This window comes from Pseudomonas sp. PVC-5-1 (genome assembly GCF_057444345.1).
In genome coordinates, this window is the sequence record NZ_CM172024.1 from 4897692 (window position 1) to 4920637 (window position 22946).

11 protein-coding genes, 2 tRNA genes and 3 rRNA genes are annotated in these 22946 nt (G+C 61.2%); all 16 read right to left on the reverse strand.

Annotated features, from left to right (window positions below; translation table 11 throughout):
- Positions 1 to 943: 943 nt before the first annotated feature.
- Positions 944 to 1435 (reverse strand): outer membrane lipoprotein YfiB, encoded by a 492-nt coding sequence (yfiB, locus tag AC2T3R_RS22445; RefSeq protein ID WP_486744281.1) that lies wholly within the window; start codon positions 1433 to 1435, stop codon positions 944 to 946.
- A 4-nt stretch (positions 1436 to 1439) separates the two neighbouring features.
- Positions 1440 to 2711 carry a diguanylate cyclase DgcN/YfiN gene (dgcN, locus tag AC2T3R_RS22450; RefSeq protein ID WP_486744283.1) on the reverse strand — a complete coding sequence of 424 codons (1272 nt, stop codon included), beginning with the start codon at positions 2709 to 2711 and terminating at the stop codon, positions 1440 to 1442.
- Positions 2708 to 3274, reverse strand: a complete 567-nt coding sequence (yfiR, locus tag AC2T3R_RS22455; protein ID WP_123085736.1) for a regulatory sequestration protein YfiR — start codon at positions 3272 to 3274, stop codon at positions 2708 to 2710. Before yfiR ends, dgcN begins: the two co-directional genes overlap by 4 nt.
- Before the next feature lie 205 nt (positions 3275 to 3479).
- The gene (recD, locus tag AC2T3R_RS22460; RefSeq protein WP_486744284.1) at positions 3480 to 5555 is read right to left on the reverse strand and encodes an exodeoxyribonuclease V subunit alpha; all 2076 of its coding nucleotides are present in this window, start codon (positions 5553 to 5555) and stop codon (positions 3480 to 3482) included.
- Positions 5552 to 9229: an exodeoxyribonuclease V subunit beta gene (recB, locus tag AC2T3R_RS22465; RefSeq protein WP_486744285.1), complete on the reverse strand. Its 3678-nt coding sequence runs from the start codon at positions 9227 to 9229 to the stop codon at positions 5552 to 5554. Before recB ends, recD begins: the two co-directional genes overlap by 4 nt.
- Positions 9226 to 12708 carry an exodeoxyribonuclease V subunit gamma gene (recC, locus tag AC2T3R_RS22470; RefSeq protein WP_410953178.1) on the reverse strand — a complete coding sequence of 1161 codons (3483 nt, stop codon included), beginning with the start codon at positions 12706 to 12708 and terminating at the stop codon, positions 9226 to 9228. The genes recB and recC overlap by 4 nt, the downstream gene beginning before the upstream one ends.
- A 276-nt stretch (positions 12709 to 12984) precedes the next feature.
- Positions 12985 to 13100: ribosomal RNA gene (rrf, locus tag AC2T3R_RS22475) — 5S ribosomal RNA — on the reverse strand.
- Between the two features lie 131 nt (positions 13101 to 13231).
- A 23S ribosomal RNA gene (locus tag AC2T3R_RS22480) occupies positions 13232 to 16123 on the reverse strand.
- Positions 16124 to 16366: 243 nt separating this feature from the next.
- Positions 16367 to 16442, reverse strand: a tRNA-Ala gene (locus AC2T3R_RS22485).
- A gap of 24 nt (positions 16443 to 16466) precedes the next feature.
- Positions 16467 to 16543 (reverse strand) — tRNA-Ile (locus tag AC2T3R_RS22490).
- Between the two features lie 85 nt (positions 16544 to 16628).
- A 16S ribosomal RNA gene (locus AC2T3R_RS22495) occupies positions 16629 to 18165 on the reverse strand.
- Together the 16S, 23S and 5S rRNA genes with 2 tRNA genes alongside form the textbook arrangement of a ribosomal RNA operon.
- A gap of 510 nt (positions 18166 to 18675) precedes the next feature.
- Positions 18676 to 19287 (reverse strand): protein-methionine-sulfoxide reductase heme-binding subunit MsrQ, encoded by a 612-nt coding sequence (gene msrQ, locus AC2T3R_RS22500; protein WP_085663626.1) that lies wholly within the window; start codon positions 19285 to 19287, stop codon positions 18676 to 18678.
- Positions 19287 to 20300 (reverse strand): protein-methionine-sulfoxide reductase catalytic subunit MsrP, encoded by a 1014-nt coding sequence (gene msrP / locus AC2T3R_RS22505; protein ID WP_015271833.1) that lies wholly within the window; start codon positions 20298 to 20300, stop codon positions 19287 to 19289. The genes msrQ and msrP overlap by 1 nt, the downstream gene beginning before the upstream one ends.
- Positions 20301 to 20379: 79 nt before the next feature.
- Positions 20380 to 21231, reverse strand: coding sequence for a CDP-diacylglycerol--serine O-phosphatidyltransferase (gene pssA, locus AC2T3R_RS22510; RefSeq protein ID WP_009685387.1), 852 nt, complete (start codon positions 21229 to 21231; stop codon positions 20380 to 20382).
- Positions 21232 to 21381: 150 nt separating this feature from the next.
- Positions 21382 to 22398, reverse strand: a complete 1017-nt coding sequence (gene ilvC / locus AC2T3R_RS22515) for a ketol-acid reductoisomerase (protein ID WP_013974255.1) — start codon at positions 22396 to 22398, stop codon at positions 21382 to 21384.
- A gap of 55 nt (positions 22399 to 22453) precedes the next feature.
- Positions 22454 to 22945 carry an acetolactate synthase small subunit gene (gene ilvN / locus AC2T3R_RS22520; RefSeq protein WP_003250040.1) on the reverse strand — a complete coding sequence of 164 codons (492 nt, stop codon included), beginning with the start codon at positions 22943 to 22945 and terminating at the stop codon, positions 22454 to 22456.
- Position 22946: the final 1 nt, after the last annotated feature.

A 22946-nucleotide genomic window follows, 5' to 3' on the forward strand; every position in this document is an offset into this window, starting at 1 on the left:
GGAAATGGCTTGCCGGCGATCACCGGCACAGCCGGTGCCAGACACCGAGTCGCCTGCTTCGCGGGCTTGCCCGCTCCCACAGGTACTGTGCTGGATTCAAGACAGGTGCTGTAACTGTGGGAGCCGGCTTGCCGGCGATCACCGGCACAGCCGGTGCCAGGCACCGAGTCGCCTGCTTCGCGGGCTTGCCCGCTCCCACAGGCACTGTGCTGGATTCAAGACAGGTGCTGTACCTGTGGGAGCCGGCTTGCCGGCGAACACCGGCGCAGCCGGTGCCAGTCACCGAGTCGCCTGCTTCGCGGGCTTGCCCGCTCCCACAGGCACTGTGCTGGATTCAAGACAGGTGCTGTACCTGTGGGAGCCGGCTTGCCGGCGAACACCGGCGCAGCCGGTGCCAGTCACCGAGTCGCCTGCTTCGCGGGCTTGCCCGCTCCCACAGGCACTGTGCTGGATTCAAGACAGGCGCTGTACCTGTGGGAGCCGGCTTGCCGGCGAACACCGGCGCAGCCGGTGCCAGTCACCGAGTCGCCTGCTTCGCGGGCTTGCCCGCTCCCACAGGCACTGTGCTGGATTCAAGACAGGTGCTGTAACTGTGGGAGCCGGCTTGCCGGCGATCACCGGCGCAGCCGGTGCCAGACACCGAGTCGCCTGCTTCGCGGGCTTGCCCGCTCCCACAGGTACTGTGCTGGATTCAAGACAGGTGCTGTAACTGTGGGAGCCGGCTTGCCGGCGATCACCGGAACAGCCGGTGCCAGACACCGAGTCGCCTGCTTCGCGGGCTTGCCCGCTCCCACAGGTACTGTGCTGGATTCAAGACAGGTGCTGTAACTGTGGGAGCCGGCTTGCCGGCGAACACCGGCGCAGCCGGTGCCAGGCAACGCGTTGCCTGCTTCGCGGGCAAGCCCGCCCCTACACGCGGATATGCTGGCCTGGGAGGCTGTGGTCAGTAGGAAGCCACCACAATGGACACCCGCCGGTTCTCGGTGCGCCCGGCGCTGGTGCGGTTGTTCGCCACCGGCTGGCTGCTGCCCAGCCCGCGGGACTGGATGTTCTGCGCCGGCATGCCTACCCCGACCAGCGCCTTGGCAACGCTCTGTGCGCGGCGCTCGGACAGCTGCTGGTTATACGCCACCTTGCCGGACGAGTCGGCATGCCCATCCACCCGCACACCTTGGATGCCAACGCCGAGCAGTGCCTTGCCAATGCGTTCGACAATCGCCTGGCTCTGGCTGTTGAGGTTGTCCAGGTCGCTGCCGAACAGCACCTTGCCGGACAAATCGTAGGCCCAGCCTTCGTCGGTCGGGGTAAAGCCTTCACGCTTGAGCACGGCAATCTGCTCGGCGGTCAGGCCTTTGGGCGGAGCGCTCTGGCAGCCGGTCAGCGCCAGCACGGCGAGCAACAATGCCCAAAGGGGGAAACGCAAAGCCTGTATCACGGGTTCAACTCCTGTTCTTGATTTCGCTGGCGGACCGTTCCGTCTGCGCCACCTGCCAATGGCCACGGCGTTTGCGCTTGGCCTGGTACATCGCCGCATCGGCGGCATTCAGAAGACTGACGGGGTCGGCGCCGTCATCCGGGTAATAGGCAATACCGACACTCAACGAGGTGGCGATACTGCGACCGCTGTCCAGCTGCACCGGCAACTTCATGCTGGCAACGATCTTCTCGGCAATGTGCTCGGCGTCCTGGCGCGAATGCAAAGGCGTCAGCAGCACGGCGAACTCATCGCCACCCAGGCGCGCTACCAGGTCGTGCTCGCGCAGCTGGGCACGAACGCGGTCGGCCACGCTGATCAGCACTTCGTCGCCCACCGCATGGCCGAGGGTGTCGTTGATCTGCTTGAAGTGGTCACTGTCGAGGAACAGCAGCGCCAGGTGATCCTGCTGCCGTTCGGCATTGCGCACGCTGCGGCTCAGGCGCCCTTCGAAGAAGGAGCGGTTGGGCAAGCCGGTCAGGCTGTCATGGCTGGCCTGGTGGGCCAGGGTCTGGTTTTCGTTCTGCAGGTGGCTGTGCCATACCTCCAGCTCATCCAGCAGCGCGTTGAAGTCATTGCCCAGTTCGTTGAGCTCGGCAATCGGCGCCTCCGGCACGCGCCGGTCGAAACTGCGCTCGCGGCGGGCGGCGTGGGCAACACTGGCCAGGCCACGCAGCGGGCGAACGATATCGCTTAGCAGACGCCGCGACAGGTACTGGGCAGCCAGGGCGCTGAGCACCGTGCAGAACAGAATGCCGGCCAACCCGCTGAACATGAACAGCAACAGGCTTCTCCCCTGGCCAACCAGCTCGATGCGCCCGACCTGCTGTTGCTGGTGCGTGATCGGCAGGTTGATCGGCTCATCCAGCAAGGCGGTGGCCACCTGCGCCTCCAGCCGCGCGAGCACGCCGGTATCGCTGCGCTGCCAATGCGCCAGCTGCTCGCCTTCGTTGTTGAAGACCCTGGCTTCGGCCACTTCCTCGGTACTGGCAATCAGCGCCAGCGACTCATTGGCCGCAGCGCTGTCGTCAAACACCACCGCCGCTTCCACGGTGTAGCTGATCGAGCGGGCGATCAGGTGCAGGTTGTCGTTGGCGTAGACACGCAAGGCGAGCACGCCCAGCAGGGTCAGGGATATGCCGGCAAGGCCCACGGCGAGCAAGGCGACGCTGAGGTGGCCACGGCCCAGCACCGAGCGCAGGGTCGGGCGCACGCCGCGCTTGCGGGTTGGTTTCATGGTTGCACCGCCCGGCGCCGCGACAATTGCAGCACGCTGGGATGAATGTGCACGCCGGAGCGTGCCACCGAGTCCAGGTTGACTTCAAAGGCTACCTGTTGGTCGCTGACCCGCAAGCAGAACAGGCTACCGACCGTGCACGGGTCGTCTGCCTCGCTGATGCTCAGCACCGGGTGGCCACTGACGCGCTCGAACAGCCGGTCGCGCTGGCCCTGGTCGAGTTTGCCAATGTAGATGGCGTCGCAGGCCTGGGCGACCTGGCTATCGTCTGCCAGCAGCCGCCGCACCTGCAGCGGTCGGCCAGACTCCTGCACATGGCCTTTGATCAGGTCATCGGCGTATTCGGTCGGGCCGACCAGGCACAGGCGCAAGGGCGAAGGTTCGACGGGCCAGCGGGCGTAGCTGAAGATGCCCAGCACCACCTGGGTGACCGCCTTGGCACGCTGCTGCACCTGGGCGGCAGTCATGGCGGAGTCTGCCTGGGCCGGGCCTGCGGAAAGGAACAGGGCGGCCAGCAATAGCGAAAGCACACAGCTCGTCACTCGCCTTGCGGCCACGTTCATGCGGGAAATCTCTTAAGGCCCTTTCCGATATCGGCGCAACGATAGCACATGGCCGCATGCTTGTAGGAACGGCGCGGATCTAATGCGATCCCTGTGGGAGCGGGCATGCCCGCGAAGCAGGCACCACGGTGATTGGCACGGGCTGCGCCCGTGTTCGCGGGCACGCCCGCTCCTACAAGGGATCTCCTATTGGCTCACTACAGGGTCAGACCTGCTCCAGCATCAACCCGGAAATACGCCGCACCTTGCGCGCCACCGCCTCTTCGAAAATACCCTGGCGAGGCTCGACCAGGCTGAAGCAATGCTTGGCGCGGGTGATGCCGGTGTATACCAGTTCCTTGGTCAGCACCGGGTTGAGCGCATCCGGCAGCACCAGCGCGGTGTGGCTGAACTCCGAGCCTTGGGACTTGTGCACGGTCATGGCGAATACCGTTTCCACTTCGTTCAGCCGGCTGGGCAGGACGAAGCGCACGCCCCCACTGCCGTCGTTACGCGGGAAGGCCACGCGTAGCAAGGGTTCGCCGTGCTCATCCGGCAGGCGCAGGGCGATGCCGATGTCACCGTTCATCAGGCCCAGGCCGTAGTCATTGCGGGTGACCAGCACCGGCCGCCCTTCGTACCAGGGCTGCTGGCTGTCGATCAGCCCGGCATTGTGCAGTACCCGCGCCACCCGCTCGTTGAGGCCTTCGACACCCCAGGCGCCGCGGCGTACCGCACACAGCAGTTGGAAGTCTTCGAAGCTGTGCAGCACCTTGCCCGCCCATTGCTCCCACGCGGGGTCGTCAACGGCGGTATCGAGTGCCGGGCGAAAACGGCCAAGGGTACGCAGGTAGCTGCGATAACCCTGCGGGCCGTCGCTGCCGCGGTTCAGGCCGTCGAGCAGCAGGCGGTCGAAGGCGCGGTCCTGTTCGTGCTTCAGGGCCAGGCTATGCACATCGGGCGGCGGCGTGGCCAGCAGGTTGCGGGCCGCGTGGGAGTCCTGGCGATTGACCAGCCGGGCCAATTGGCCAATGCCGCTGCCTTCGCCAAAACGCCGCGAGAAGCGCAGCATCACCACTTGCTGGGCAAGTGGATTACGTTGCTCATCGCCGGCCTTGAGGCCGCTGCCCGCCAGCGATTCGCCACCGGTCTGCTCCAGCCATGCCTCGGTCTCTGGCGAGTAACACCCCTCCTCGGCATCCCGGCACAGGTCACCCAGTACCGCACCGGCCTCGACGGAGGCCAGCTGGTCCTTGTCGCCCAGCAGTACCAGGCGTGCCCGTGGCGGCAGGGCATCGAGCAGGTTGGCCATCATTTCCAGGTCGATCATCGACGCTTCGTCGACCACCAGCACGTCCAACGGCAGCGGGTTGCCGGCATGGTGGCGGAAGTGCCGCGAACCGGGGCGGCTGCCGAGCAGGCGGTGCACGGTGCTGACCTCGGTGGGGATCTGCCCGCGCACCTGGGCGCTGACCTGCAGGCGCTCGACCTGCTGGCCAATGGATTCGGTCAGGCGCGCGGCCGCCTTGCCGGTCGGCGCGGCCAGGCGAATGCGCAATGGCCTGCCCTGCTCCACCGCCGGCGCCTGCAGCAAGGCCAAAAGGCGTACCACGGTGGTTGTCTTGCCCGTGCCGGGGCCGCCGGTGATGATGCTGAAGCCTGCGCGGGTGGCAAGAGCGCAGGCGAGCTTCTGCCAGTCCACCTGGCCAGCCGGCGTACCACCGTCAAACAGCTGCGCCAGGCGGCCACGCAAGTCGGCCGGGGGCGCTTCGGACTGGGTCAGGCGCTGGCGAAGTGTATGGTCGATGCGCCGCTCGTAACTCCAGTAACGGCGCAAGTACAGGCGCTCTCCGCTGAGCACCAGAGGCCGCGCTTGCTGCCCCGAAGTATCGCCGGCGGCCACTAGCGGACTGGCGGCAATGCGCTGGCGCCAGGCGTGCAGGTCGAGTTCGGCGAGCAACTGCGAAGGCAGCAGCAAGGGGCCGGTCAAGGCGTCGCCTTCAGGCGGCAAGGACAGGGCGAAATCGGGCTCGGCCAGGGTCTGCTGCAGGTCGAGGCAGACATGGCCGTGGCCCAGTTGGTGGCTGGCCAGGGCGGCGGCCAGCAACAGCAGTGGGTCACTACCGGGGGCTAGCTCCTCCAGGAATGATACGAACGCTCGGTCCAGGGCACGCAGCCAGCCGCGCTCTACCCAGCGGTCGAGCAGTTGCAGCAGGTCACCGCTGTCATGCTGTGGCGCCAATGCAAGCAGGTGCTCGGCGTGCAGCGGGGTGGGCAACAGGTCGACTAGGCTTCGGCTCATATCACGGCTCCGGCAAACAGGTCCTGCTGCACGGGCGGGTGCTCACCACGGAACAGCGCATCGAGGCTTTCGATCAGCTCACGCGGTGGCTTGGCGTGGTAAACGCCGTGGCCGCTGCTGCTGGCACCTCGCAGGAAGATGAACAGGGCGCCGCCGACATGGCGGTCGTAATCGTAGTCAGGCAGGCGGGCGCGCAACTGGCGATGCAGGGCCAGCAGGTACAGCACGTACTGCAGGTCGTAGCGATGCTCGAGGATGGCCTTTTCCATGGCCTGGGCATCGTAGGCCTGGATATCCGGGCCCAGCCAGTTGGACTTGTAGTCGGTCACGTAGTAACGCCCGTCCAGCTCGAAGGCCAGGTCGATGAAACCTTTGAACATGCCATTGAGCACGGTCGGCTGCGCCGCCGGGCGGGCCAGGCCGGGGTGGGTGTGGCGTGCCACCAGGCGGTCGAGTTGTTCGGCATCGACCTGGTGGCTGGCGAACCAGAACTCCATTTCGATCTGGTAGTGGCGCAGCTGCCCGAGCGTTACACCGAGGTGGTTGCCCGGCAACGGCAGCGCTTCGCCCAGCAGGCGCTGCAGCCAGTGCGTCAGGGTGGGAATCCAGCCGGTCCAGTCGCGACGGTTGCAGCGCTGGCCAACGGTTCGCTCGATCAGCCGTGCATTGCCGCTGACCTGGCTGAAGCCCTCGCGGCCAACCCATTCCAGCAAGCCATGCAGGAAGGTGCCGGGGTTGGGACCGCGCGGGAAGCGGTGAATATCGCCACTGTCGGCCGGGACCTCGCGCAGCACCTGGGTATCGACCACTTCATCATCCAGTAACTGCTGGGTCTGGGAGCTGTCGGCACCGAGGGTCTGGTCGCCGACGCGCAGGGCACTGTACGAGGCAATCCACCAATGCTCGGCGCCCGCCGCGCGGCGCGGTTTGCGGGCCGGTAGCAGCTCATGCTCGGCGTGCGGCATGCGATACACCTGCTCATCTGCCGGCGGCAGGCTCGGGCAAGAGATGTGCGGGCAGGTCTTGGCCAAGGCCTGCAACCAGTCCGTCAGTTGCTGCGAGCCCGGCAGGGCGAGGCCGCCTCCCAGCAGGTAGCCGAACGCCGAGCGGTGCAGTTGCGAGCTCTTCTGATTGCCCCGCTTGAGGTCGGCGACACCCAGCCAGCAGGCATGCTGGGCGCGGGTCAGGGCCACGTAGAGCAGGCGCAGGTCTTCGGCCAGGCGCTCGTCGTCGGCGCGGTCGATCTGTTCCTGGTCTGGTGTGAGGGTGAGATGGGCGTTGCCCTGGCTATCATGCCAGGCCAGCGGCAGGCGGCTGCCGTCCACCGGTTTGCTGGTGCAGATGAACGGCAGGTAGACCAAGGGGTATTCCAGGCCCTTGGATTTGTGGATGGTCACCACTTTCACCAACTGCTCGTCACTCTCCAGGCGAAGGATCTGCTCTTCACCAGCCTGGCCGGAACTGGCCAGGTGCTCGGCCAGGTGGCGAATCAGCGCCTGTTCACCGTCCAACTCGCCGGCGGCCTGTTGCAGCAGTTCGGCCAGGTGCAGCAGGTTGGTCAGCACCCGCTCGCCATCGCTGCGGCGGATCAGCGTGCGCGGCAGCTGGAAGTCATGCAGCAGGTGCCGCAGCATCGGCAACACGCCTTGGCGCTGCCAGGTGTCGCGGTAACGGCGAAAACGCATGACCCAGTCTTCCCAGACCCGCTCGTCCTGGTTCAGGCGGTCCAGCGCAGCCAGCGACAGATCGAGGGTAAGGCTGGCAAGGGCAGCCTTGAGCAGGCGCTCCGAGTCGGGTTCGGCACAGGCCTTTAGCCAGGCCAACAGGTCGTGGGCTTCCTGGGCGGCGAATACCGAGTCCTTGTCGGACAGGTACACACTACGCACCTCGCGCGCGGCAAGCTCGGCGCGGACCATCTGCGCTTCATGGCCATCGCGCACCAGGATGGCGATGTCCGATGGCAGGCACGGGCGCAGTTCGCCCTCGGCATTCTGGAAACCAGCCGTGCCTTGCTGGCCGCCATTGAGCAAGGCGACGATATGGCTGGCGCAACTGGCTGCCAGCTGCTGCCGGTAAACGCTGCCGGAGACCGGCTCTTCGCTTTCCAGATGCCAGCATTGCAGGGCTGCGCAGGCTTCACCGTCGATCAACAGCTGTTCGCCACGGCCTTTGGCGCGGACCTCGATGAACGGCAGCGGGTTGTCATCAGCCTCGCGGAACAGGAATGCGCCACGCCCTGCCTCACGCGCCTCGGCCTGCAGGAACACCTGGTTGACCGCCGCGACCATGGCCTTGCTGGAGCGGTAGTTGGTGTCCAGGCTGTGCAGGCGACCACTGGTGGCACGGCGGGCAGCAAGGTAGGTGTAGATGTCGGCGCCACGGAAGGCATAGATCGCCTGCTTGGGGTCGCCGATCATGAACAGGCCGGTTTCGGCGCGGTTTTCGCTGATCTGGTAGATGCGCTCGAAGATGCCGTACTGCACCGGGTCGGTGTCCTGGAACTCATCGATCAACGCCACCGGGAACTGTTCGCGGATCAAGCCGGCCAAGCGCTCGCCAGCCTCGCTGGCCAGGGCGTGCTGCAGGCGCAGGAGCATGTCGTCGAACCCCATTTCCGCACGCCGACGCTTCTCCACTTCGAAGCGTGCCGATACCCAGTTGGCGGCATGCTCGAGCAATGGGGCATCCGGGCTGTCCAGGGCCTGCAACTGTTGCTGCAAGCTCTGCATGGCATTGAGGGCCGGGTGCTCGGGTGGCTCGCCCTTCCAGGCTTCGGCCATGCCCGCCGGGGTCAGGCGGGTAAAGCCGGTGCCCAGGTCGAGCTCCACCAGTTGTTCGTCTGCGGCCCAGGCGCAGAGCTTGTCGAACCAGGGCTCGAAGTAACGGGCCTGCATCTTGCGGCCATCGACCTGTTTGGCGGCCAGTGCATCACGGCAGATCTGGCGCAACTCCTCGGCCCATTGCGCCCAAGGCGCCTTGAGCCGGGCCAACTGCTCGCCACGCTGCTGCTGCGATGCCTGGATCAGTGCCGCCGGCTCAGGCCCGTCGTGCTGGGCGCGCACGCGACCGAACAGCGGGCGGATCCGCGGCAGCAAGGCGTCGGGGCTGCCCCAGTGGCCACGCACCCAGGCCAGCGCGTCGCCTTGCATGCCGTAGCAGAAGCGCCGCCAGTAGTCGCGCATGACCTGACCCAGCAGTTCGCTGTGGTCGGTTTCCAGGGTCTGGGTGAACAGGCTGCCGCTGTCGAAGGCATGTTCGCGCAGCATGCGCTGGCACCAACCGTGGATGGTCGATACCGCTGCCTCGTCCATCCACTGCACGGCGATTTCCAGGCGCCCGGCACAACGTGGCCAGGTTTCTTCCGGGTAATCGTCACGCAGCTGATGCAGCAGCGGGTCGGCCGCCTCCAGCTCGCCACGGAAGAACCGCGCAGCTTCGGCCAGGCGGGCGCGGATACGTTCGCGCAGCTCTTTGGTGGCGGCGTCGGTGAAGGTCACCACGAGGATCTGCGGTGGTAGCAGCTCGCGGTTGAAGCCCTGCTCGCCACCGTGACCTAGGATCAGACGCAGGTACAGCGCCGAAATGGTGAAGGTCTTGCCCGTGCCGGCGCTGGCCTCGATCAGCTGGCTGCCATGCAGGGGGAAACTCAGTGCCAGGGGACGGTCCTGGGTCATGCGCCTTTCTCCGGGTTGCCCAGGGTCTGCCACGGGGCGTTGAACAATGGGCGGTACAAGGCTTCGCACCAGCCTTCGAAGGTTTCATCAGCGGTGAGTGCGGCAAAGTCGCGGAACTGCCGGGCCAGGGCGATGCTTTCACTGCGCTCGCCGAAGCTGGTGCGCTCGTCGCCTTCGTAGGCGCGGGCAGCGGCAGCCAGGGCTTTGTCGCTATCGTCCTGGGCCAGCCAGGCGAACGCGGTCTTGGCCGCGACCGGCAACGGCGCATTCATCGCCGCCTGGCGGGCTACCAGCAGGTCGCCCAGCAATTGCGCCGCCTGCACTTGCGGCAGTGGCGCAAGCAGCAGGGTCAGGTCGCTGGCCACCAGCGCGCTGTTATAGGGGTAGCCCGCCGCGCAGGCCGCCAGGTGCGTGACCCAGGGCGCGATCAGGCGGTGCCACTTGAGGGCGTTACGTCCAGCACTGATGGTGTTGGGTACGGTGGTGATGCTGAGCAGGCTCTGGTCATCCGCCTGGAACACCCGCCCCAGCCAGCCTTCGAGGCGATGCTGGCCGTGCTCGAAATGCACTGGCAATGCCCCCTCGACCAGCTGCGGCCAGCGTTGCAATAGCTGGCGGTGGCGTTGCAGCAGGTCTGGCAGGGGCTCGATCAGCTCGCGCTGCAGCAGTTCGCCAAAGCCGGCCAGTGGCAGCACGCCACAGGCCTGCAAGCGCCGGGCCTGGGCCTGCAGGGCCTGTTCGGGATTGTCCGGCTCGGCCAGCGCTGCACCCAGCAGGCTTTCACTGGCGCCGTACCGTTGCAGGGTATCGAGGACGAAGGGTTCCTCGTCCGGGGTCGGTGCCTCCAGCGCTTCGAAGTACACCTTCAGACGCTGGCTGAAGAAATGCCGCACCGGGTGGCGCAGGAAGTCATTCAGCTGGGTCAGGCTCAAGGCCTCATCGTCATGGTATGGCGGCAGGCCGGGGTCAGCCTGCTGGTCCTCCTGGCCCTGCTGGTGCAACACCTGCCATTCGTGGGCAAAGCTGAACAGCGGGCTGCCCTTCTGGAAGTAGCGTGAACTGAACGGTTGCAGCGGGTGCTCCTGGGTCAGTGCGTGCAGCAGTTGCTCGCCCGGTTCTGCTGGCTGCCCCTGCTCCGCGCCTGCCAGCTGCCAGCCGGCTGCAAGGTGATCGCGCAACTGGCCGATGAGCACCGAGGCCGGGCGTTCGCTGTTGTCGCGGATACTGCGCCCGACCCAGCTGACATACAGCTGGTCGCGGGCCGACAACAATGCTTCGAGCAGCAGGTAGCGGTCATCCTCGCGGCGCGAGCGGTCACCGGGGCGGTAGTCGCTGGCCATCAGGTCGAAGTCCAGCGGCTGCTGAGCGCGGGGGTAATCGCCATCGTTCATGCCCAGAAGGCAGACCACCCGGAACGGGATGGCGCGCATCGGCATGAGGGTACAGAAGTTCACCGAGCCGGCGAGGAAGCGCTGGGACAACTTGCCCTGGTCGAGGCCCGACAGCCATGCTTCGCGCACCACGGTCAGCGGCAATGGGTCTTGCAGGCCGACGGCCTCACACACCTCAAGCCAGCTATCACGCAGATCCTGCAACTGCATCAGCAGGAACTCGTCGCGCTCGCCCTCGGCCAGGAAAAACACTTGCAGCAATGCATGCAGGCGTTCCCCCCACTGGCTGACAGTGGCAGGCTCGGACAAGGCCTGGCCGGCCACTTCGAGGGCGTCGAGCAAGGCGACCAGCGGGCCGATGAGCGCCGCATCCAGGCCACCGATTTCATCGTAGGGTTCGATGCCGTCACAGGCCTCACCCACGCCGACGGCATAACCCAGCAGCATGCGCCGCAGGCCGAACCGCCAGCTGTTCTGTTCCAGCCCAGCGGGCAAGCCCAGGCTAGCCCGCTGCTCGGCATTGAGGCCCCAGCGGATGCCGGCCCCCTCGATCCAGCGGTGCAGCGTGGGCAGGTCGTTTTCGCGTATGCCGAAACGGGCGCGGACTGCCGGCACATCCAGCAGGTCGAGCACTTCGCTGACCGCGAAGCGGCTGTCCGGCAGCTTGAGTAGGTGTTCGAGGGCAATCAGCAAGGGTTCGCGGCCACGTTGGCCCTGGTCGGTCAGGGTGAACGGGATGTAGCGCGGATCGTTGCGCTGCAACTGGCCGAATACGGCGCGAATATGCGGCGCGTAGGTATCGATGGCCGGCAGCATGACGATCACGTCACGTGGGCGCAGGGTTGGGTCTGCGCTGAACCGGGCCAGTAGCTGATCGTGAAGGATCTCCACTTCGCGTTGCGGGCTATGGGCGATGTGGAAGCGGATCGAGCGGTCCTTCGCTGGGTCGACTGGATGCCACTGCTCACGAGTTTCGGCGAGCGGACGCAGTTCAAGGATGTCGTCCTGCAACTGGTTGAGCAGCGTGGTGGGCGAGCCCTCACTGAATAGGTCGATGCGACCGTCGCTGAACACGCCCTGGTAACTGCTGGGGTCATCGTAGCTGTCGAGCAGGTTGATGTAATCGCGGCCTTGTTTGCCCCAGGCGGCCAGCAAAGGGTGGGCATGCTGGTGCAGCGACTGGTCGTCCAGTTGCAAGGGCATGCCCTGCTTGCGTTGCTGGCGCTTGTACTGGTGGCGCAGCAGGTCCTTGTCGGCAACGATATCGGCCCAGTGGTGGCGGCAGGGGTTGTGCACGCACAGCAGCACCTGGCTGAAGCGTGCCAGGCCGGCCAGTGCCTCGAGGGCCTGGGCTGGCAGCGATGAGATACCGAATACGATCACCCGGGCCGGCAGACCGGCAGGTGCCTGCTCCAGGCTGTTGATCCGTTCGATGAAGCGTTGATGTACGCCGGCACGGCTCTGCGCCATGCCCTGCTCACCAACATCCTCCAGCAATGCACGCCACAACTCGGCCTGCCAGCGGTTGCCCGGGGGCAGCGCCTTGCGTTCACCGCGGGCGGTGTTGAGGATGTGCTCGCCAGCGGCCCAGTCCTTGAGCCAGTCGGCGCGGTAGACCTGATACTGGTCAAACAGGTCGGCCAGGCGCTCGGCGAGCTGATAGCGCTTGCGCAGGTCGCTGTCGTCGGTGAGAAAGCGTCGCAACGGCTCGAAATGCGGGCGTTCGATCAAGGCCGGGAGCAGACGCATCAGACGCCAGGTCAGCGGTGCCTTGTCGAGCAGGGAGACTTCGGGAATTTCGTCACGGCCCAGCACGCTGCGGTAAAGCTGCCACATGAAGCTGCCTGGCAGTTGCACATCGATGGCGGCGGCGATGCCACAGCCGCCCTGGTCATCGTCCTGAGGGTCTTCGGCAAGCGCCAGTTTGAGCCATTGGGCGATGCCATTGCTTTGCACCAGGGCGATTTCGTTTTCCAGAGGTGCCAAGGGATAGCGACGCATCCAGCTCACCACCAAGCTGCGCAGGTCGTCGAGGCGGTTGCCGTGGACGATCATGAAGCCGGGGTGAAGCTGGGTGGTGTTGGGCATCGGGAGGTCTCTGGCTGGCGCTGGGGGCTGAGGGGGCACGATATCACGCGGATGCCCGAAAGGGCCGAGTGCCATCAGGCTGACGCGATCGGTGTGGGCGGGCAAGTCGAGGCATCGAACCGCCGCGAAACAGACGACGCGGTGTATGGCACCGGCTTCGCCGGTGTTCGCGGGCGCGCCCGCTCCCACAGAGGAAGGTTGTGCAGGCCTGGGACTTATTGGCCAGAAAGACAAAACCCCTACCTGCATGCGCAGATAGGGGTTTTGCGAAATGAATCTTGACGATGACCTACTCTCACATGGGGAAACCCCACACTACCATCGGCGATGCATCGTTTCACTGCTGAGTTCGGGATGGGATCAGGTGGTTCCAATGCTCTATGGTCGTCAAGAAATTCTGTTGCCAGAATGTCCAGATGGACAGCCCAGCGAATTCGGATATGCGATATTTGTGATGTTGCGAACTTTCGGTTGTTTCGTCTTCACCACCGCAATCTGCGCTAGCAAATTGCTTGGGTGTTATATGGTCAAGCCTCACGGGCAATTAGTATTGGTTAGCTCAACGCCTCACAGCGCTTACACACCCAACCTATCAACGTCGTAGTCTTCGACGGCCCTTCAGGGGATTCAAGATCCCAGTGAGATCTCATCTTGAGGCAAGTTTCCCGCTTAGATGCTTTCAGCGGTTATCTCTTCCGAACATAGCTACCCGGCAATGCCACTGGCGTGACAACCGGAACACCAGAGGTTCGTCCACTCCGGTCCTCTCGTACTAGGAGCAGCCCCTCTCAAATCTCAAACGTCCACGGCAGATAGGGACCGAACTGTCTCACGACGTTCTAAACCCAGCTCGCGTACCACTTTAAATGGCGAACAGCCATACCCTTGGGACCGGCTTCAGCCCCAGGATGTGATGAGCCGACATCGAGGTGCCAAACACCGCCGTCGATATGAACTCTTGGGCGGTATCAGCCTGTTATCCCCGGAGTACCTTTTATCCGTTGAGCGATGGCCCTTCCATACAGAACCACCGGATCACTAAGACCTACTTTCGTACCTGCTCGACGTGTTTGTCTCGCAGTCAAGCGCGCTTTTGCCTTTATACTCTACGACCGATTTCCGACCGGTCTGAGCGCACCTTCGTACTCCTCCGTTACTCTTTGGGAGGAGACCGCCCCAGTCAAACTACCCACCATACACTGTCCTCGATCCGGATAACGGACCTGAGTTAGAACCTCAAAGTTGCCAGGGTGGTATTTCAAGGATGGCTCCATGAGAACTGGCGTCCCCACTTCAAAGCCTCCCACCTATCCTACACAAGCAAATTCAAAGTCCAGTGCAAAGCTATAGTAAAGGTTCACGGGGTCTTTCCGTCTAGCCGCGGATACACTGCATCTTCACAGCGATTTCAATTTCACTGAGTCTCGGGTGGAGACAGCGCCGCCATCGTTACGCCATTCGTGCAGGTCGGAACTTACCCGACAAGGAATTTCGCTACCTTAGGACCGTTATAGTTACGGCCGCCGTTTACCGGGGCTTCGATCAAGAGCTTCGCTTGCGCTAACCCCATCAATTAACCTTCCGGCACCGGGCAGGCGTCACACCCTATACGTCCACTTTCGTGTTTGCAGAGTGCTGTGTTTTTAATAAACAGTCGCAGCGGCCTGGTATCTTCGACCGGCATGGGCTTACGGAGCAAGTCCTTCACCCTCGCCGGCGCACCTTCTCCCGAAGTTACGGTGCCATTTTGCCTAGTTCCTTCACCCGAGTTCTCTCAAGCGCCTTGGTATTCTCTACCTAACCACCTGTGTCGGTTTGGGGTACGGTTCCCAGTTATCTGAAGCTTAGGAGCTTTTCTTGGAAGCATGGTATCAACCACTTCGTCGCCTAAAGGCAACTCGTCATCAGCTCTCGGCCTTGAAATCCCGGATTTGCCTAAGATTCCAGCCTACCACCTTAAACCTGGACAACCAACGCCAGGCTGGCCTAACCTTCTCCGTCCCTCCATCGCAATAACTGGAAGTACAGGAATATTAACCTGTTTTCCATCGACTACGCTTTTCAGCCTCGCCTTAGGGACCGACTAACCCTGCGTCGATTAACGTTGCGCAGGAAACCTTGGTCTTTCGGCGTGCGAGTTTTTCACTCGCATTGTCGTTACTCATGTCAGCATTCGCACTTCTGATACCTCCAGCAAGCTTCTCAACTCACCTTCACAGGCTTACAGAACGCTCCTCTACCGCGTCATCAAAGATGACACCCGTAGCTTCGGTGCATGGTTTGAGCCCCGTTACATCTTCCGCGCAGGCCGACTCGACTAGTGAGCTATTACGCTTTCTTTAAAGGGTGGCTGCTTCTAAGCCAACCTCCTAGCTGTCTAAGCCTTCCCACATCGTTTCCCACTTAACCATGACTTTGGGACCTTAGCTGACGGTCTGGGTTGTTTCCCTTTTCACGACGGACGTTAGCACCCGCCGTGTGTCTCCCATGCTCGGCACTTCCAGGTATTCGGAGTTTGCATCGGTTTGGTAAGTCGGGATGACCCCCTAGCCGAAACAGTGCTCTACCCCCTGGAGTGATACATGAGGCGCTACCTAAATAGCTTTCGAGGAGAACCAGCTATCTCCGAGCTTGATTAGCCTTTCACTCCGATCCACAGGTCATCCGCTAACTTTTCAACGGTAGTCGGTTCGGTCCTCCAGTCAGTGTTACCTAACCTTCAACCTGCCCATGGATAGATCGCCCGGTTTCGGGTCTATACCCAGCGACTAAACGCCCTATTAAGACTCGCTTTCGCTACGCCTCCCCTATTCGGTTAAGCTCGCCACTGAATATAAGTCGCTGACCCATTATACAAAAGGTACGCAGTCACCTAACAAAGTAGGCTCCCACTGCTTGTACGCATACGGTTTCAGGTTCTATTTCACTCCCCTCTCCGGGGTTCTTTTCGCCTTTCCCTCACGGTACTGGTTCACTATCGGTCAGTCAGTAGTATTTAGCCTTGGAGGATGGTCCCCCCATATTCAGACAAAGTTTCTCGTGCTCCGTCCTACTCGATTTCATTGACAAGAGATTTTCGTGTACGGGGCTATCACCCACTATGGCCGCACTTTCCAGAGCGTTCCACTAATCTCAAATCAACTTAAGGGCTGGTCCCCGTTCGCTCGCCACTACTAAGGGAATCTCGGTTGATTTCTTTTCCTCAGGGTACTTAGATGTTTCAGTTCCCCTGGTTCGCCTCTTGCACCTATGTATTCAGTACAAGATACTCAGCTTGTGCTGAGTGGGTTCCCCCATTCAGAGATCTCTGGATCACAGTCTGTTTGCCGACTCCCCAAAGCTTATCGCAGGCTACCACGTCTTTCATCGCCTCTGACTGCCAAGGCATCCACCGTATGCGCTTCTTCACTTGACCATATAACCCCAAGCAATCTGGTTATACTGTGAAGACGACATTCGCCGAAAATTCGCATGTTGCTCTTTCGAGCAGAACTCACAAATTTTACCTTAGCCTGATTAACCAGCAGTGAAACTGGCCATCAGTCTATATCTATCACATATCCGAATTTTTAAAGAACGATCTGACAAAAGTCAGAAATCAACATTCGAGCTGAATGTTCATTTCTAAGTTCTGACAAGCTACTGCGTACGGCGAAAGTGGTGGAGCCAAGCGGGATCGAACCGCTGACCTCCTGCGTGCAAGGCAGGCGCTCTCCCAGCTGAGCTATGGCCCCGTATTCTACGGCTGAACCATGTAATGGTAGGTCTGGGCAGATTTGAACTGCCGACCTCACCCTTATCAGGGGTGCGCTCTAACCAACTGAGCTACAGACCTATAACAGGGTCGCGTTACAGCATCGTCTTTTACAATGAATCAAGCAATTCGTGTGGGAGCTCATCAGCAGGCTGATGTCGTCGATTAAGGAGGTGATCCAGCCGCAGGTTCCCCTACGGCTACCTTGTTACGACTTCACCCCAGTCATGAATCACACCGTGGTAACCGTCCTCCCGAAGGTTAGACTAGCTACTTCTGGTGCAACCCACTCCCATGGTGTGACGGGCGGTGTGTACAAGGCCCGGGAACGTATTCACCGCGACATTCTGATTCGCGATTACTAGCGATTCCGACTTCACGCAGTCGAGTTGCAGACTGCGATCCGGACTACGATCGGTTTTGTGAGATTAGCTCCACCTCGCGGCTTGGCAACCCTCTGTACCGACCATTGTAGCACGTGTGTAGCCCAGGCCGTAAGGGCCATGATGACTTGACGTCATCCCCACCTTCCTCCGGTTTGTCACCGGCAGTCTCCTTAGAGTGCCCACCATAACGTGCTGGTAACTAAGGACAAGGGTTGCGCTCGTTACGGGACTTAACCCAACATCTCACGACACGAGCTGACGACAGCCATGCAGCACCTGTGTCAGAGTTCCCGAAGGCACCAATCCATCTCTGGAAAGTTCTCTGCATGTCAAGGCCTGGTAAGGTTCTTCGCGTTGCTTCGAATTAAACCACATGCTCCACCGCTTGTGCGGGCCCCCGTCAATTCATTTGAGTTTTAACCTTGCGGCCGTACTCCCCAGGCGGTCAACTTAATGCGTTAGCTGCGCCACTAAAATCTCAAGGATTCCAACGGCTAGTTGACATCGTTTACGGCGTGGACTACCAGGGTATCTAATCCTGTTTGCTCCCCACGCTTTCGCACCTCAGTGTCAGTATCAGTCCAGGTGGTCGCCTTCGCCACTGGTGTTCCTTCCTATATCTACGCATTTCACCGCTACACAGGAAATTCCACCACCCTCTACCGTACTCTAGCTCGCCAGTTTTGGATGCAGTTCCCAGGTTGAGCCCGGGGCTTTCACATCCAACTTAACGAACCACCTACGCGCGCTTTACGCCCAGTAATTCCGATTAACGCTTGCACCCTCTGTATTACCGCGGCTGCTGGCACAGAGTTAGCCGGTGCTTATTCTGTCGGTAACGTCAAAACAGCAAGGTATTAACTTACTGCCCTTCCTCCCAACTTAAAGTGCTTTACAATCCGAAGACCTTCTTCACACACGCGGCATGGCTGGATCAGGCTTTCGCCCATTGTCCAATATTCCCCACTGCTGCCTCCCGTAGGAGTCTGGACCGTGTCTCAGTTCCAGTGTGACTGATCATCCTCTCAGACCAGTTACGGATCGTCGCCTTGGTGAGCCATTACCTCACCAACTAGCTAATCCGACCTAGGCTCATCTGATAGCGCAAGGCCCGAAGGTCCCCTGCTTTCTCCCGTAGGACGTATGCGGTATTAGCGTTCCTTTCGAAACGTTGTCCCCCACTACCAGGCAGATTCCTAGGCATTACTCACCCGTCCGCCGCTGAATCAAGGAGCAAGCTCCCGTCATCCGCTCGACTTGCATGTGTTAGGCCTGCCGCCAGCGTTCAATCTGAGCCATGATCAAACTCTTCAGTTCAATACTGCTTGGGTTTTTAAGAAACCCTAAACTTGGCTCAGCAACCTCAAATGACTATGTGATTTCTCGCATGGCCACTTGTGATGCTGATAATCTTTGTGACTATCAGTCCGTACTCACAAGCACCCACACGAATTGCTTGATTCGATTTGTTAAAGAGCGTTTGGTTAAGAGCGTTTTATCTCAACCGAGGCGCGCATTCTACGCTTTCCTCATTTGCTGTCAAGCGTTTATTTTGAAGTTTTTTGCGAGAAACTCGTTTAGCTTCAAACACTTGACTCGCTGCGATCTCTCGTAGCGGGAGGCGAATCATACAGCGTTTAGAAGCGCTGTCAACCATCATCTCAACCGCTGTCGATCATTTGATCGTAGCCCTTTCAACTTCGCTTCAGCTATCTAACTCTTTGAAAATCAAGGAGTTTGTCGTTCAGGCGTCGCTGGAAGTGGGGCGCATTATAAGGGGATTCGAGAGGGCGTCAACCTTTAATTTCAAGAAATTGAAATAATCGCTCAGACCACCCTCCCCTGCCTCCGACCAACCCTGGGCAGCACCCGCGAAACCGCGGGAACCCGCAACACCATCAACACTGCCCCAATAACCGCATAGATTGCCCACTCCCGCAGATCCGAGCGCACGATCCACAAGAAATGCAGCAACCCCAACCCAAGTATCACGTACACCAACCGGTGCAGCTTCTTCCAACGCGCACCCAACCGCCGCTGGCTATACCGATTCGAGGTAACCGCCAGGGCCAGCAGCCCAAGAAACCCAAGCGCACCCACAATAATGTAAGGCCGCTTGCGCAGCTCAACCGCCAGCTGCCCCCAGTCCAGCCCAAGGATAAAGAACAGGTAAGCCAGGACGTGCAGCACGATATAGGCAAACACCCACAACCCCAACTGCCGGCGCACCACGATCCAGCCCGACCATCCCGTCAGCTTCTGCAGCGGCGTCATGCCCAAGGTAACCAGCAGAAAGGTCAGCGCCCCGAGCCCAAGCCGGTCCATCATGATCTTTCCGGGATCAGGCCCTAGCAGATTCATCGCCGCCTCATACAACCACCAGACTGGGAACAGGCATCCCACGATGAAAATGGCCAGACGAAACCAGGGGTAACGCATCAATAGTTCTTCCGCAGATCAAGCCCGGTATACAGCGACGCCACTTCATCGGCATAGCCATTGAACATCTGGGTTTCCCGCACATTGGGACTGAACAGCCCGCTGGGCAGCCGCCGTTCACGCGCCTGGCTCCAACGGGGGTGGTCGACCGTCGGGTTCACATTGGCATAGAACCCATATTCATCCGGCGCCAGCCCTTCCCAGGTGGTGCCCGGCTGCTCCGCCACCAGGCTGATACGCACGATCGACTTGATGCTCTTGAAGCCATACTTCCACGGCACCACCAGCCGCAACGGCGCGCCATTCTGGTTGGGCAGCTCCCGGCCATACATCCCGACCGCCAGGATCGCTAAAGGATGCATTGCCTCATCCAGGCGCAAGCCTTCTCTATAAGGCCAGTCGATCAAGGCAAAACCCGAACGCTGCCCCGGCATGTGCTCCGGGTCTTTCAGGGTTTCGAAGCGCACATAACGTGCCTTGGATGTCGGCTCGACCTGCTTGAGCACCTGCGCCAACGGGAAGCCCAGCCACGGAATGACCATCGACCACGCCTCCACGCACCGCAGCCGGTAGATGCGCTCCTCGAGCTGGTACGGTTTGACGAAGTCCTCCAGCGCATAGCGGCCGGGCTTACCCACTTCGCCATCGACCACAACGCTCCAAGGTTCGGTCTTCAGGCTGTCGCCATTGGCCGCCGGGTCGCCCTTGTCAGGCCCGAACTCGTAGAAGTTGTTGTAGTGGGTGGCATCCTTGAACGGCGTGATTGCCTCACCCTTGACCGTTACTGCCTGCCATCGGGTGGCTGCGAGCTTTTCATTGAACCAGCCAGGCGCCCTGCCCGCCTCGACATCGGCGTATCGGCTGGCTTCAGCTGCACGCGCCATGCTCGGCAAAGCGCCCAGGGCCAGGCCAGCCAACGAGCCACCCAGCAGGGTACGACGGGAGAGATAGATGCCTTCGGGGGTGATCTCCGACGCCTTGCACTCGGAAGACCTGGGAAGCTTGATGAGCATGAGCGGCTCCACAGCACTGGATAACGGATGTACCAGTAAGACTATGGAGCCGGCGGGTTATTCCAGCATTAAATGATTGTCACGCTTTGCGACGGCGTGACTTCAGCAGGAACTGAATCGGGCCCGAAGCCGCATAGGCGAGGAAGATCAGCAGCAGGATACGCGGCGGGTCGCTGAACACCACGGCAAACACCAGCACCACGGCCAGGATAGCCACGAACGGCACACGCCCCTTCAGGTCCAGCTCCTTGAAGCTGTTGTACTTGATGTTGCTGACCATCAGCATGCCGGCAGCAGCCACCAGCAGCGCCACCAGGAACGACAGCTTGGAGCCCTGGATGCCGTAGTCGCTGAACGCCCACACGGTACCCGCGACCACACCCGCAGCAGCAGGACTGGCAAGGCCGATGAAGTAGCGCTTGTCGGCGGTGCCGACCTGGGTATTGAAGCGTGCCAGGCGCAGTGCTGCACCGGCCACATAGATGAAGGCAACCATCCAGCCAACCTTGCCCATGTCGCCCAGCGCCCAGCCAAAGGCCAGCAAGGCCGGAGCGACACCAAAGGCAACCATGTCCGACAGTGAGTCGTACTCGGCACCAAAGGCGCTCTGTGTGTTGGTCATGCGCGCGACACGGCCATCCAGGCCGTCGAGCACCATGGCCACGAAGATGGCGATCGCAGCGAAGGCAAAGTACTTGCTCGCCTCGCGCGGGTCACCGGCACTCAGGGCGCTCTGCGCGCTCATCGAGCTGATGATGGAATAGAAACCGGCAAACAGGTTGGCGGTGGTAAACAGGTTGGGCAGCAGATAGATGCCACGATGGCGTACCTTGCGCCCTTCGGCGTCATGCCCTTCTTCAACGTGCTCATCGACAGGTAGCAGGCTTTCGGCGTCGGAGGGCTTGTTCGGCTCTTCGGGACGTTCGCTCATGGAGGGTACCTTGCAACAGGATGGAAAATGTTCGACACGGACCTGCAAAACAGGTTCTGACGGCAGGCCACTGGTCTGCTTTATACCAGAAGCTGACTGTCAGAACGAAAAAACGCGGCCGAAGCCGCGTTTTTCATCTTTCGATAAGACTTAGTTCTTGGTCTTGTCGACGATTTTGTTAGCCGAGATCCACGGCATCATCGAGCGCAGCTGCTCGCCGATGATTTCGATGCCGTGAGCGGCGTTGTTGCGGCGCTTGGCGGTCATCGATGGGTAGTTGGTAGCACCTTCGGAGATGAACATCTTCGCGTACTCGCCGTCCTGGATGCGCTTCAGGGCATTGCGCATGGCCTTGCGGGATTCTTCGTTGATGACTTCCGGACCGGTTACGTACTCACCGTACTCGGCGTTGTTGGAGATCGAGTAGTTCATGTTGGCGATGCCGCCTTCGTACATGAGGTCAACGATCAGCTTCAGTTCGTGCAGGCACTCGAAGTAGGCCATTTCCGGCGCGTAGCCAGCTTCGACCAGGGTTTCGAAACCGGCCTTGACCAGCTCTACGGTACCGCCGCACAGAACAGCCTGCTCACCGAACAGGTCGGTTTCGGTCTCGTCCTTGAAGGTGGTTTCGATGATGCCGGTACGGCCGCCGCCTACGCCCGAAGCGTACGACAGGGCGACATTCTTGGCGTTGCCGGAGGCGTCCTGGTAGATGGCGATCAGGTCAGGGATACCGCCGCCCTTGACGAACTCGGAGCGAACGGTGTGGCCCGGGGCCTTCGGCGCGATCATGATCACGTCGAGGTCGGCACGTGGGACAACCTGGTTGTAGTGGATCGAGAAGCCGTGGGAGAAGGCCAGGGTAGCGCCCTTCTTGATGTTCGGCTCGATTTCCTGCTTGTACAGTTGGCCCTGGAACTCGTCCGGGGTCAGGATCATGACCAGGTCGGCAGCAGCTACGGCAGAGGCAACGTCGGTCACTTTCAGGCCATGGGCTTCTGCCTTGGCAACGGTGGCCGAACCTTTACGCAGACCGATGGTGACATCTACACCGGAGTCCTTCAGGTTGCACGCCTGAGCGTGGCCCTGGGAACCGTAACCGATGATGGCGACTTTCTTACCCTGGATGATGGAAAGGTCGCAGTCTTTATCGTAGAAAACTTTCATGAAAATACCCCTGGTTATATCTCGGCCCCTGCGGAGCCATCGCTAATTTTTGAATTTAGATGCTGAGCACTTTGTCGCCACGGGCAATGCCGGTAACGCCGCTGCGCACGGTTTCGAGAATCGATGCAGTGCCGATCGCCTGGATGAAGCTGTCCAGTTTGTCGCTGGTGCCGCTCAGCTGCACGGTGTACACGCTGGCAGTCACATCGACGATCTGGCCACGGAAGATATCCGTGGTGCGCTTGATCTCGGCGCGCTGGGCACCGGTGGCCTTGACCTTGACCAGCATCAGTTCACGCTCGATGTGAGCGCTTTCCGACAGGTCGACGAGCTTGACCACTTCGACCAGCTTGTTCAGGTTCTTGGTGATCTGTTCGATCACTTCGTCATGGCCAACGGTGGTCAGCGTCAGACGCGACAGGGTCGGGTCTTCGGTCGGCGCCACGGTCAGGCTTTCAATGTTGTAGTTACGCTGGGAGAACAGGCCGACCACGCGGGACAACGCACCTGGTTCGTTTTCCAGCAGCAGGGAGATGATGTGCCGCATA

Excerpts from the sequence above, each read along its gene's own strand:
- msrP (WP_015271833.1), bottom strand. The coding sequence starts at position 20,300 with ATGCTCATCAAGCTTCCCAGGTCTTCCGAGTGCAAGGCGTCGGAGATC.
- pssA (WP_009685387.1), bottom strand. The coding sequence starts at position 21,231 with ATGAGCGAACGTCCCGAAGAGCCGAACAAGCCCTCCGACGCCGAAAGC.
- recD (WP_486744284.1), bottom strand. The coding sequence starts at position 5,555 with ATGAGCCGAAGCCTAGTCGACCTGTTGCCCACCCCGCTGCACGCCGAG.
- ilvN (WP_003250040.1), bottom strand. The coding sequence starts at position 22,945 with ATGCGGCACATCATCTCCCTGCTGCTGGAAAACGAACCAGGTGCGTTG.
- dgcN (WP_486744283.1), bottom strand. The coding sequence starts at position 2,711 with ATGAAACCAACCCGCAAGCGCGGCGTGCGCCCGACCCTGCGCTCGGTG.
- msrQ (WP_085663626.1), bottom strand. The coding sequence starts at position 19,287 with ATGCGTTACCCCTGGTTTCGTCTGGCCATTTTCATCGTGGGATGCCTG.
- recC (WP_410953178.1), bottom strand. The coding sequence starts at position 12,708 with ATGCCCAACACCACCCAGCTTCACCCCGGCTTCATGATCGTCCACGGC.
- recB (WP_486744285.1), bottom strand. The coding sequence starts at position 9,229 with ATGACCCAGGACCGTCCCCTGGCACTGAGTTTCCCCCTGCATGGCAGC.
- ilvC (WP_013974255.1), bottom strand. The coding sequence starts at position 22,398 with ATGAAAGTTTTCTACGATAAAGACTGCGACCTTTCCATCATCCAGGGT.
- yfiR (WP_123085736.1), bottom strand. The coding sequence starts at position 3,274 with ATGAACGTGGCCGCAAGGCGAGTGACGAGCTGTGTGCTTTCGCTATTG.